Origin of the sequence: Halomonas saccharevitans, from assembly GCF_900116405.1 — a bacterium.
GTDB lineage: Bacteria > Pseudomonadota > Gammaproteobacteria > Pseudomonadales > Halomonadaceae > Halomonas > Halomonas saccharevitans.
On sequence record NZ_FPAQ01000037.1, the window covers coordinates 22,517 to 34,092 of the forward strand.

10 protein-coding genes are annotated in these 11,576 nt (G+C 64.0%); 1 reads left to right on the top strand and 9 read right to left on the bottom strand.

Annotation, left to right across the window (positions count from 1 at the left end):
* Positions 1–84: 84 nt before the first annotated feature.
* The 6 genes from BM388_RS14460 to BM388_RS14485 form a co-directional block, all read right to left on the bottom strand.
* Complete coding sequence (locus BM388_RS14460) at positions 85–969, bottom strand: amino acid ABC transporter substrate-binding protein (protein ID WP_217641079.1); 885 nt, start codon at positions 967–969, stop codon at positions 85–87.
* A 397-nt stretch (positions 970–1,366) separates the two neighbouring features.
* Positions 1,367–2,437 carry a YeiH family protein gene (locus tag BM388_RS14465; RefSeq protein ID WP_089851404.1) on the bottom strand — a complete coding sequence of 357 codons (1,071 nt, stop codon included), beginning with the start codon at positions 2,435–2,437 and terminating at the stop codon, positions 1,367–1,369.
* Positions 2,438–2,794: 357 nt separating this feature from the next.
* Positions 2,795–3,286, bottom strand: a complete 492-nt coding sequence (locus BM388_RS14470) for a universal stress protein (protein WP_175535111.1) — start codon at positions 3,284–3,286, stop codon at positions 2,795–2,797.
* 60 nt (positions 3,287–3,346) lie between these two features.
* The gene (locus BM388_RS14475) at positions 3,347–4,687 is read right to left on the bottom strand and encodes a TRAP transporter large permease (RefSeq protein WP_089851408.1); all 1,341 of its coding nucleotides are present in this window, start codon (positions 4,685–4,687) and stop codon (positions 3,347–3,349) included.
* 2 nt (positions 4,688–4,689) lie between these two features.
* Positions 4,690–5,253: a TRAP transporter small permease gene (locus BM388_RS14480; RefSeq protein ID WP_089851410.1), complete on the bottom strand. Its 564-nt coding sequence runs from the start codon at positions 5,251–5,253 to the stop codon at positions 4,690–4,692.
* Positions 5,254–5,348: 95 nt separating this feature from the next.
* The gene (locus BM388_RS14485) at positions 5,349–6,362 is read right to left on the bottom strand and encodes a TRAP transporter substrate-binding protein (protein ID WP_089851412.1); all 1,014 of its coding nucleotides are present in this window, start codon (positions 6,360–6,362) and stop codon (positions 5,349–5,351) included.
* Between the two features lie 400 nt (positions 6,363–6,762).
* Here BM388_RS14485 and pdxR point away from each other — a divergent pair, with 400 nt between their 5' ends.
* Positions 6,763–8,235 carry a MocR-like pyridoxine biosynthesis transcription factor PdxR gene (pdxR, locus tag BM388_RS14490; RefSeq protein ID WP_089851414.1) on the top strand — a complete coding sequence of 491 codons (1,473 nt, stop codon included), beginning with the start codon at positions 6,763–6,765 and terminating at the stop codon, positions 8,233–8,235.
* Between the two features lie 114 nt (positions 8,236–8,349).
* Here the strand turns inward: pdxR and BM388_RS14495 are convergent, their stop codons facing one another.
* The 3 genes from BM388_RS14495 to BM388_RS14505 all read right to left on the bottom strand — a co-directional run.
* Positions 8,350–9,792, bottom strand: a complete 1,443-nt coding sequence (locus BM388_RS14495) for an NAD(P)/FAD-dependent oxidoreductase (protein WP_245781564.1) — start codon at positions 9,790–9,792, stop codon at positions 8,350–8,352.
* Between the two features lie 46 nt (positions 9,793–9,838).
* Positions 9,839–10,222 carry a nuclear transport factor 2 family protein gene (locus tag BM388_RS14500; RefSeq protein ID WP_089851418.1) on the bottom strand — a complete coding sequence of 128 codons (384 nt, stop codon included), beginning with the start codon at positions 10,220–10,222 and terminating at the stop codon, positions 9,839–9,841.
* Positions 10,223–10,478: 256 nt separating this feature from the next.
* The coding region (locus tag BM388_RS14505) for a thiamine pyrophosphate-dependent enzyme (RefSeq protein WP_245781565.1) at positions 10,479–11,576 on the bottom strand (1,098 nt) is incomplete at its 5' end.

Genomic DNA, 11,576 nt, shown 5'->3' on the forward strand with positions numbered 1-11,576 from the left:
ATGACGACAAACGCTTACTTCCACCTTTAAAGCCGTTCATATATCCGGCACAAACCACTCAAAAGGCAGTGTTCAAAGGATGTGTCACTTCGGCAGGGCGTGGATCTTGAAGTTGGCGCGCAGGAGGTCAGACATGGGAACGTTCATGGGCTCGAACCACGTGCTGTAGATCTTCTCGATCTCACCGGTGCGGAACAGCTCGGCCAGCCGGCGATTGACCACCAGGCGGAACTTGCTGTCGTTCTGCGGGAGCATGATGGCGTAGGGATCGTAGGACAGGAAATCGCCCACCACCTCGTAGGTCTCGGGATCCCTGGCCTTCTCGATCAGGCCGTAGAGCAGGATGTCATCGGTCGAATAGGCATCCACGCGGTCGGTCTGCAACGCCAGGAAACCTTCGGCATGATCCCTCACGGACACCACGTTCACGTCCTCGATACCACGCTCCTCGATGGCTTCTTTGACCACGCGCTCATTGGTAGTGCCCTGGGCGAGCGCGATGGGCTTGCCTGCCAGGTCTTCCACCGTGGCGATGCCGCTCTCCTTCTTGGTCAGCAGTTTCGTGCCGGTGATATAGGTGATAGCGGCGTAATCCACCTGCTGCTGGCGGGTCAGGTTGTTGGTCGTCGAGCCGCACTCCAGGTTGAGCGTGCCGTTGGCCATCAGCGGAATGCGGGTCTGGGGGGTCACCGGTACCCACTTGATGTTCAGCTCATCGACACCGATCTCGTTCTTGATCTCGTCCACGATCTGCATGCAGATGTCTATCGTGTAGCCGACCGGCTGCTGGTCATCGCCTATATAGGAGAACGGCACCGAGGTCTCGCGGTGGCCGATCGTGATGACACCGCTCTCCTTGATCTTGTTGAGCGTGGGGCCCATTTCCTGGGCACTGGCGGTGCCAGTGGTCAAAAAGCCTATTGCCGCGGCTGTCAGCAATGTTCCAAGACGTTTCATCTTCATTTCCATCCCCTTGCTCGATTGAGCATGCAGTCGTTTGTTGTTGGGTTTACTGCCATTCCTGTCCGAGGGCCCAGGCGACTACGAGCAATCTCGCGTCACTGACGGTCTTCTCCACCCTAGTTCAAGATTCCCGAATGCGACTCATGCCAAGATGTTCAAGGGTTATTCATTAATAGCATAGGCGACAAAAAGCACTTCGTTTTAACGAAAACGAAGAATTATCGTTGGCCGCATCTCCATGCATGGGTTTATGCAGCGACGACGAAACCTAAAAGGGCTGCCGACGAGAAAACCGTCATTTGACAGCATGCCGTGGCGCCGAGCCTATGCCCTCATGCAGCGGGCGCCCCACTCGATCGCTCGAGGGGACGCCCGTTGATGGCCTGCCGCGTTCAAGGCGTGGTCAGATGCTCGCCACGCCGAAGTAGATGAAGGCCAGCACCAGCAGCAGCAGGAAGACCGTCTCCGCCACCATCAGCACCACCGGCTTCCAGCCGACCACGGCGAGCTTCTGGAAGGAGGTCTTGATGCCGAGCGCGGCGATGGCCGTGACCAGGCACCAGCGCGACAGGTCGGTGAAGCCCTCGGTGACCACCGGCGGGATCCAGCCGAGGCTGTTGATGATCACCAGCGCCACGAAGGCGACCAGGAAGGTCGGCAGCATCGGCACCTTGCTGGCGCCCTCCTCCTGGCGCCGCTCGCGGCGAAACAGGAACATGAAGACCATCACCGCCGGCACCAGCATCGCCACCCGCAGCAGCTTGACGAAGGTGGAGACGTCGCCGGTGCCCTCGGAGATCATGTAGCCGGCGCCGACCACCTGGGCCACGTCGTGGATGGTGCCGCCGAGGAAGATACCCGCTTCGGTGTCGCCGAGGCCCAGGAGTCCGACGATCAGCGGATAGATCACCATCGCCATGGTGGAGAGCGTGGTCACCCCCACCACCGTCATGATGGTGTTGCGCTCGTGGGTCTCATGACGCGGCATTACCGCCGACAGGGCCAGCGCCGCCGAGGCACCGCAGATGGCCACCGAGCCGCCCGTCAGCAGCCCCATGTCCTTGTCCAGCCCCAGCAGGCGGGCCAGCAGGGCGCCCAGAGCGATGGTCAGCATCACCCCGCAGACCACGGTCAGCACCGGCCCGATGCCGAGCTCGGCGACCTGCTCGATGGTGATACGCACGCCCAGCAGCGCCACGCCGATCCGCAGCACCTTCTTGGCCGCGAACTCGACGCCGGCCAGGCACTTCCCCTCCTCGGTGAGGAAGTGCAGGGTCATGCCGAACAGCAGCGCATAGAGCAGCGTGGGGCCGCCGTAATGATCGGCGATGAAGGTCGTTGCCAGGGCGATGGTGACGCAGATCATCAGTCCGGGAAGCACCCGCTGGAGGGGTTCCAGGCGACGCGGAAGGACCCGCTTATCGGCCTGAAGGGTCGACGGATCGGTTGCCGCGTTGGCGTCTCGACGAGTCATGTCACCACCTCAATAAGCTATGGAACGAGCGTCGCCTCCTGCGACGGACATCGGCCCTTCGTTGTTGGAATGTGGTGGCCATTGGCATTCGGCAAGGGAGCCGATGACGGCCTCATGAGCCACCCATGTCGGTCACGGCACCCCCTCGCCGGCCGACATGAGCATCATGGTGACGGCATGGCGAAAGCGAGGTTAGGACCAGTTGAGGGCGAGAGGTAAGACCACGGATGGGGCCGACATCAACGACGGCGCCCGGCACGTGGCCGGGCGCATTAAAGGAAATATCAGAGCGAAATAGAGCGTGCGACACGGCGTGTGGCGACAGGCATCGCCGGCACGACACCGCTCACTCGGCGACTAATCCTGCCGGGGCGGCACCACCACCACCGGTACCCGGGCGCGCTTGATCACGCCCTTGGTGACCTTGCCGGCGTAGGTGGCCGTGAAGCTGCGCTTGTTGGCCGCCATCACGATCATGTCGCTGCCGGTGCGCGTGGCGTAGTGGGTGATCACCGACGCGGGATAGCCCTCGAGCACGCTGCGCGTTACCTCACGCTCGCCGAAGGCCGCGCGACGCTCGGGATGACGGGCCCAGAAGGCCTCGAGGTGCTGATCGAGCTCCTGGCGCGCCTGGTCGAGGCGCTGAGTCATCAGGGTCTCGAGCATCTGGCGATCCTGTATGTTGATCTTGAGGGTGTTGAGCACGTCGTCGGAGAGCGACTTGACCGCGTGCAACACGTGCAGCTCCGCGCCCGTGGCCTGTGCGAGTCCCACCGCCTGGGCCAGCACCGGGTCACAGTCGCCCCTGAGGCCCACGCAGCAGAGGATGCGTCGAATGCCATGCGTCATGATTTTCCTCCTTCGGCGCGGCATCGAGGACACCGCGCCGATGTCAGCAACGGATCGCGGCTAGTAGCCCAGCAAGCCGGGCAACCAGAGCGATATCTGCGGAAAGTAGGCGATGATGAACAGCGCCACGATGGAGCCCGCGGCGAAGGGCAGCGCCTTCAGCGAGATCTCCTCGATCGAGGCGCCGCCTATCCCCGAGGCCACGAAGAGGTTCTCCCCGAGCGGCGGCGTCTGGAAACCGATGGCCAGGGCGCAGACCACCACGATGCCCACGTGCACCGGGTCCATGCCCAGCATGTACATGATCGGCAGCAGCACCGGGGTGAGAATCATGATCGCCGCCAGGGTCTCCATGAACATCCCCACGAACAGCAGGAAGAAGATGATCATCGCCCAGATGAGGTAGGTGTTGTCGGTGAAGCCCAGCATCGCCTCGGCGATGAGGCCGGGGACTCGCTCCTCGACGAGCAGGCGCCCGAACACGGTGGCGGTGAACAGGATCAGCAGCACTCGGCCGGTGATCCAGGTGGTGGTCTGCAGCGTGCGCAGGGCCGGTTTCCAGGCCAGCTCCCGGTGCAGGAAGACCCCCACGATCAGCGTGTAGAAGATCGCCACGATGGCCGACTCGGTGGGCGTGAACAGCCCGCTGTAGATGCCGCCGAGGATGATGATCGGCGCCAGCATCGACCAGATGCCCTTGCGCAGGGTGCCGCGGATCTGCGGCCAGGACCAGTGATCGGTCAGGCCGCGATAGCCGCGCTTCTTCGAGATGAAGTAATTGATGGTCAGCAGGCAGCCGGCGATCACCACCCCCGGCATGATGCCGGCGATGAACAGCTTGGGAATCGACAGCGTCTGGAAGGCGCCGTGTTCGGCGACGGCCTCCGGTGGCGGCTGCAGGCCCATGCCGGAGATGCCGAAGATGACCATCGGGATCGAGGGCGGAATCACCACCCCGAGCCCGCCCGAGGAGGCGGTGATGGCCGAACCGTAGCCGCGATCGTAGCCGCGGTTGGCCATGGCCGGAATCATCAGCATGCCCACCGCCGCCGTGGTCGCCGGCCCGGAGCCGGAAATCGCGCCGAAGAACATGCAGGCGAACACTGTCGCCGCGGCGAGCCCGCCGGTCACGGGCCCGGCGAAGGCCTCGGCGATATCGACCAGGCGCTTGGAGATGCCGGCGGCCTCCATCAGCGCCCCGGCCAGGATGAATGCCGGCAGCGCCATCAGCGGAAAGGAGCCCACCGAGGTGAAGGCGATCTGCACGAACGCCATGGGGTTCTCGCCCAGGCTGATGAAGGTCGTCAGTGCCGCCACGCCCAGCGACACCGTGATGGGTGCCCCGAGGATCAGCAGCAGGAAGAAGACGCCGAACAGTACGTAGACAATCGTGGCATCCATACTCAGTGCTCCCGTCGCGTCGGGTCATCACCCGCCGCGTCATCGTTGTGCTGGAGTTTCTCGACCTCCTGGGACTCGGGGTCCACGAGGTCCACCTTCTTGACGAACTTCAGGTAGTTGTTCTGAAGAATTCGCAGCGTCATGGCGACGAAGGCGATGGGCAGGATCAGGTAGAAGTACTTCATCGGAATGCCCAGCGTCTGGGACTTCCAGAAGAGGTTCATCTTGTTGAAGACGAAGTCGTAGCTCAGGTAGATGAAGACGGCATTGAAGCCGATCCAGATCAGGTCGGTGAGCAGGGTGCAGAACGTCTCGACCCAGCGCGGAAAGAACCTGAACTGGAAGGTGACGCGGTTGTGCGCCGACATCTTAGTGGCATAGGCCGCCCCCAGATAGGCGAACCACACGAAGGCGTAGGTCGCCAGCTCATCGCCCCAGGGCAGCGAATAGCTGAAGAGGTTTCTGAGCACGATCTGGGCGAACAGCAGTAAGACGAAGGACACCAGGAGGAGCTGACAGAGGACGCTCTCCAGGCTGTCGATGATCTTGAAGAGTAGCGATTTCATGAGACTGGCCCCTTGCGATCAGGCTCCCGATGGGCAGTTCCCCGCACCGGCCGGGAGCCGATGCGGGGGGACACTGCATGTCGCGGTGGCGACGATTACGACTGCGGTGCGGGATCGCGCCCCAGGGCCTCGAGTGCCTGGTCGAGCTTTTCCTTGCCGCCGATGCTGTCGTAGAAATCGGGCCAGATGCCGGTGGCCATCTCGATCCACTGCTGCTCGTCGTTGGCGGGCTGGGTGATCTGCATGCCGTGTTCTTCCACCAGACGCTTCTTGATGGCCTCCTCGCTTTCCAGCAGGAAGTCATAGCTGTGGTCGGTGGCTTCTTCACCGGCTTCCAGCACCAGCTCCTGCATCTCGGGGCTCAAGCTCTGGAATTTGCCCTCGCTGATGATCAGCGGCTGCAAGGAGAAGACGTAGCAGCTATCGGTGACGTGTTCCTGGACCTCGTAGAACTTCATGGTGTCGATGGTGATGTAGGGGTTGTCCTGACCGTCGACGACCCCCTGCTGCAGCGCGGTGAAGGTCTCGGACCAGGCCAGCGGAGCAGGATTGACGCCCCATGACTGGTAGGAAGCGATCATGATCTCGTTCTTGGGCACCCGGATGTTCAGGCCATCCAGATCCTCGGGCGAGGCTACGGGACGTGCGGAGTTGGTCAGACGGCGGCAGCCGGAGTAGGCCCAGCCCAGAATGCGCACGCCGGCATCGCGGATGGTGTTCTGAGTGAGTTCCTCGGCGATCTCGCCCTGGGTCAGCGTCTTGGCATCCTCGGGGCTCTGGATCACGTAGGGCAGGGTCAACACCCCAACGGTCGGCGAGAACGGCGTGATATTGTTGATGGCCAGCACCGAGAGATCGAGAATCCCCATGCTGGCGTTGTTGACGGTGTCCTGCTCACTGCCGAGCTGGCCATTGGGGAACAGGTCGATGGTGACCTCTCCCCCACTCTTTTCCTCGACGAATTCGGCAAAGGTCTTGCCCAGCTCGTACTGGGTACCGCCGGCGGCGTCGCCCAGAGCCATCTTCCAGGTGTCGGCCATGGCATGGCCGCTCACGGCCAGGGTCACGGCGGATACTGCCATGGGGAGGAGGTGTTTCTGGATACGCATTGTGATCTCCACTGCTTGTTATTGTCGGAAAGACAGGATGCCTGCGTGACGCAAGGCGCTCCTGGATGACGGCGAGCCCAGGGTGTCCATCGAGGGCGGTCCAAAGCGACGATTCGAGGTGATTTATTGTGATTCTCACCGCGCCTGCCTCGGCTCCGCGATCTCGCCCATCGCCGATCATCGGGATACATGCTATGCGCCATATCCTCACCTCAACGTTCTACGCACTCCCCCCGAGCGCCACTAGAACCAGTCTCCCGACATCGATTGGTCCAGTCCGCCGGGTGAGATAACGATGACCGACGCGACGGGCTTGCCCCGAGTCCGCCGCCATGATGCCTCAACGCTATGGCATAATCTTTAGCTGCCTTTTCATGAGCCTTGGCGAGACACAATTTCAATGAGCCAGCTTCTCTTCCATCTCGACTCCGATCTTCCGGAGAGCCTGCAGAAACAGCTGCGCGAGCAGATCGCCCATGCCATTCTCGACGGTCACCTGCCGCTGGACGAACCGCTGCCCTCGAGCCGCAAGCTGGCGAAGGAGCTGCATGTCGCCCGCAATACGGTGATGCTGGCCTACGAGCACCTGCTCGATGACGGCTATCTGGTCGCCAGGAAGCGCAGCGGCTACTTCGTCAATCCCGAGATCCTCGAGGGCCGGGCCGAGAAACCGGTGCGCCTGAACGATATCGACGCCGAGCGCCTGCCCTGGGAGGAGCTATTGACCATGCACCCCTCCCGGCAGCAGACCATCAACAAGCCCAGCGACTGGCATCGCTACGACTACCCGTTCCTCTATGGCCAGATAGACCCCGAGCTCTTCCCGACCCAGCACTGGCGAGAGTGCAGCCGTGACTCCATGAGCGTGCCGGCGATCCGCAGCTGGTCGGTGGACCACCTCAATGACGACGACCCGCTGCTGATCGAACAGATCCACAAGCGACTGCTGCCGCGCCGCGGCGTGTGGGCCAAGTCCGAGGAGATCCTGGTCACGGTCGGCGCCCAGCAGGCGCTGTGGATCGCCTGCATGCTGCTGCTCAAGGCGGGCCGGCGTTTCGGGATGGAGAATCCCGGCTACGTGGACGTCTACAACATCGCCCGCACCTTTACCGACGACATCCACCTGCTGCCGGTCGACGAACAGGGCATGCGCCTCGACCCGACGATCGCCGATTGCCAGCTGCTCTACGTAACGCCGAGCCATCAGGCGCCGACCACGGTGACCATGCCGCTGGAGCGTCGCCGCAAGCTGCTCGACATGGCGGAGATCGACAACTTCCTGATCATCGAGGACGACTACGAGAGCGAGACCAACTACCTGGACAATCCCACGCCGGCGCTAAAGAGCCTGGATCGCCACAACCGGGTGATCTACGTGGGCAGCCTCTCCAAGACCCTGGCGCCGGGCCTGCGCCTGGGCTACATGGTCGGCCCGCCGGCGCTGATCCGCGAGGCTCGGGCGCTGCGCCGCCTGATGCTGCGCCATCCGCCGACCAACAACCAGCGCGCCGTGGCGCTGTTCCTGGATCGCGGCTACCACGATGCCCTGCTGCGCCAGATTCACCAGGTGTTCCACAGCCGCTGGCAACGCATGAGCGAAGCGCTGGCTCGGCACCTGCCCGACGCCTCCGTGCCCTCGACCTACGGCGGCTCGTGCTTCTGGGTGAAGGGACCCGTGGGGCTCGACTGCCGCGAGCTGCGCCGCCTGGCGGCCGAACAGAGCATCCTGATCGAGTGCGGCGACATCCACTTCTTCGACGGCCCCCACCGCGAGTACTTCCGGCTCGGCTTCTCGGCGATCCCCGAGGCGCGCATCGAGGCCGGCATCGAGCGCCTGGCGGCGCTGATTCCTCAGGCGATCACCCCCTCATGAGCCCCGCCATCCTCGCGCCGTAGAAAGCCGTCTCCTGACAGGCCTTCTCCAAACGGGTCGCCGTCACAAGAAAGCCGCCTCACGGGCGGCTTCAAGCGATGGATAAGACGCGGCTCAGATCACCTCGTCCTTCAGGTGGTACCAGCGGTAGAGGAAGCGCTGGCCGAAGCGCCGGAACGGCGCGAAGGCCTGGGACTCGACCTTCTCGCGCAGGTTCGGGAACGGCAGCTTGGAGGTGAAGATCGGCAGGTCCAGCGCCTGGCCATGCCCGGCGATCCACTGCGCCAGGCGCTTACCGGCCTGGGCCGAGTACATCACGCCGTTGCCGCCGTAGCCCAGGGCGTAATAGACCGTCTCCTTGGCATCGGGCTGATGGATGCGCGGCATCATGTCGTGGCTGACATCCACCCAGCCCCACCAGGAGTAGTCGAGCTCGATGCCCTTGAGCGCCGGAAACTTGCGGTGCATGTCGCCAACCAGCACCGACTCGTACTTCTTCTGCGGCGCATCGCGGCCGGTGATGGCACTGCGGCTGCCGATCTGCAGGCGATTGTCCGGCAGCAGGCGATAGTAGTGACGCAGGATCCGGGTATCGGTGATGATCTGGTGGGTGCGAAAGTTGCACGCCGCCAGCTCCTGGTCGGTCAGCGGCCGGGTGACGATGGAGTTCGAGAGGATCGGCAGCAGGCGGTTCTTGAGCTCGCGATGCAGGCTCTGGGAGGTGTAGCCGCCGGTGGCGATGCCCACCGCGCGTGCCTTGACCACCCCACCAGGCGTCTGCAGGTAGTGCACGCCGCCGCGGGTCTCGAAGCCCTGCACCGGGCTCGCCGGGTGGATCTTCACGCCGAGCGACCGGGCCTTGCGGTGATAGCCGAAGGCCAGCTTGCCGGCGTGGATGCCGATGCCCTCGGGCTCGTGCATGGCGCCGGCCGCCTCCTGGTCACCCAGCCATTCGCGCTTCACCGTATCGGCGTCGAGGATCCGGGCGTCATAGTCGAAGGTCTCGCGCAGCAGCTTCGCCTCTTTCTCGAGGGTCGGCATCACCTTGTCGCGGTGGGCCACGTAGAGGTGGCCGCCCGGCTGGGGCTCGCAGTCGATGTCCTTGATCAGCGCCTTGAAGGTCGCCATGCCGTCGAGGCATTCGCGATGCAGCTTCAGGGCGGTATCCAGGCCGTAGCGCTGGATCCACTGGGAGCGCTTGAGGCGGCCGGAGGCACACTGGGCCTGGCCGCCGTTGCGGGTCGAGCAGCCCCAGCTGGTGCGGTTGGCCTCGAGCACCGTGGCCTTGATGCCGTACTCCTCGGCCAGGAAGATCGCCGCGGTCAGACCCGTGAAGCCGGAGCCGATGATCACCACATCGGCATCCGTGTCCTGGGTGATGGGCCCGTCATCGGCCGGCGGCTCGCCGGCGGTGCCGATCCAGTAGGTCGGCGCATAGTCACGACCCGCCCCCGGGGTGGCGCTCTTCAGGGGGTCATAGGCCGGATCATATGGCTGGGAGGGTGAGGTCTGGCTCGCCTCGGTCTCCGCCCCGCTTCTTGGCATTGTTGTCTCCATGATCGGACTCCTAGCAGTCTGGATGCGGTGCTCGAACCCGAGGCAATCAGGCGTTGACGGGGGGACGATTCTTGCGGAAGGCGTTCTTCACGGCGATCTTGCCGTCGCGGAAGGTGAAGGCGTCGATCATGCGCGCCTCGGAGCGTACGCCGTCGGTAGTGGTGCCCTGGTAGGTGGACTCGGAGAAGCCCTTGTCGCCGATCACGTGGTGCTCGGCGTCGGTCCAGCTGGCATCGGGGGCGGTCTTCCAGGCGTTCTCGAGGGCCTGACGCACCTCGGCCTGGCCGACGAAGCTCTTACCCTGCAGTTCCGGGCCGGCGATGGCGTGGAAGACGCAGTCGTCGGTCATCATGCTCATGACGGCATCGATGTCGTGACGGTTCAGGGCATCGCTGAAGGCTTCGAGAAGTTCGGTGGTCGGCTGGCTCATGGTGGGCTCCTGACGGTTGTCGTTGTTGGATCTGTCGTTAAGTGACCGATGCGTTGATGCATCGAGGCGGCACCTCGGCCGCGAACGAATCCAGCCTACTGACAAAGCCGAGGGGGCATTAGCGCCAGATACACGCCAACTGTTGGACCAGAGCGCTCGCCATGCTCGGCGACGCTCGCCGCACCATCCGACCGGCAAAAAAAACCCCCGGCGAGGCCGGGGGAACACGTTGCAGCACGTTCGGTCATCCCTACGATCAGACGTAGTCCTGGTACTTCTCGAGCAGGCGCACCGGCTTCTTCAGCGCGTCGCGGCGGAAGGGGTCGCCCAGCTCGCGGGTGCACATGATCTCGATGATGCAGGTCTTGCCCTCGTTCATCTGCAGGTCCACCGCCTTCTTCAGCGCCGGGCCCACGTCCTCGAGGCGATCCACGGTGATGCCCTCGGCGCCCATCGACCGGCCGATCTCGGCGAAGCTCTGATTGTCCAGCTCGCCGGCCACGAAGCGACGGTTGTAGAACTCGACCTGGTTCTTCTTCTCGGCGCCCCACTGGCGGTTGTGGAACACCACCGCGGTCACCGGGATCTCGTGACGCACCGCGGTCATGGTCTCCATCAGGCTCATGCCCCAGGCGCCGTCACCGGCGTAGGCGATCCCCGGACGCTCCGGCGCGGCCACCTTGGCCCCGATCATGGTGGGAAAGGCGTAGCCGCAGTTGCCGAAGCTCATCGGCGCGAAGAAGCTGCGCGGCTTCTCGAAGCGCAGGTAGCTGTGCGCCACGGCGTTGATGTTGCCGATGTCGGTGGACACCATCGCGTCCTCGGGCATGGCCTTCTCGAGCTCACGCAGCACCTGGCGCGGGTGCAGGTACTCGCCGCCGGAGAACGGCGTCTCGCCCTGGGCCTCGTCGATGGCGTCGAGGCTGAACGGGTCCTTCTCGTGGGTCCACTCGTCGAGCTCGCGCTCCCAGGCATCCTTCTCGCTGGCGATCTGGTCGGCACGCTTGGCCTTGGTGGCGTCGCACACCAGGTCACGGCTGGCCAGGCGCTCGGTGATCGCCTCGGCGGCGTCCTTGGCGTCGCCGCAGATGCCCACCGCGATCTTCTTCACCAGACCCAGCATCTTGTGGTCGGCGTCGATCTGGATGATCTTGGCGTCCTTCGGCCAGTAGTCCAGGCCGTGCTGCGGCAGGGTGCCGAACGGCCCCAGGCGCGTGCCCAGTGCGACGACCACATCGGCCTGGGCAATCAGCTTCATGCCGGCCTTGGAGCCCTGGTAGCCCAGCGGGCCGCACCACAGCGGGTGGCTGGCCGGGAAGGAGTCGTTGTGCTGGTAGCTGTTGACCACCGGCGC

What these genes read in the sequence shown, in the direction of transcription:
- BM388_RS14465 (WP_089851404.1), bottom strand. Translation starts at nt 2,437, where the DNA reads ATGACTCGTCGAGACGCCAACGCGGCAACCGATCCGTCGACCCTTCAG.
- BM388_RS14475 (WP_089851408.1), bottom strand. Translation starts at nt 4,687, where the DNA reads ATGGATGCCACGATTGTCTACGTACTGTTCGGCGTCTTCTTCCTGCTG.
- BM388_RS14500 (WP_089851418.1), bottom strand. Translation starts at nt 10,222, where the DNA reads ATGAGCCAGCCGACCACCGAACTTCTCGAAGCCTTCAGCGATGCCCTG.
- BM388_RS14460 (WP_217641079.1), bottom strand. Translation starts at nt 969, where the DNA reads ATGGAAATGAAGATGAAACGTCTTGGAACATTGCTGACAGCCGCGGCA.
- BM388_RS14495 (WP_245781564.1), bottom strand. Translation starts at nt 9,792, where the DNA reads ATGGAGACAACAATGCCAAGAAGCGGGGCGGAGACCGAGGCGAGCCAG.
- BM388_RS14470 (WP_175535111.1), bottom strand. Translation starts at nt 3,286, where the DNA reads ATGACGCATGGCATTCGACGCATCCTCTGCTGCGTGGGCCTCAGGGGC.
- pdxR (WP_089851414.1), top strand. Translation starts at nt 6,763, where the DNA reads ATGAGCCAGCTTCTCTTCCATCTCGACTCCGATCTTCCGGAGAGCCTG.
- BM388_RS14480 (WP_089851410.1), bottom strand. Translation starts at nt 5,253, where the DNA reads ATGAAATCGCTACTCTTCAAGATCATCGACAGCCTGGAGAGCGTCCTC.
- BM388_RS14485 (WP_089851412.1), bottom strand. Translation starts at nt 6,362, where the DNA reads ATGCGTATCCAGAAACACCTCCTCCCCATGGCAGTATCCGCCGTGACC.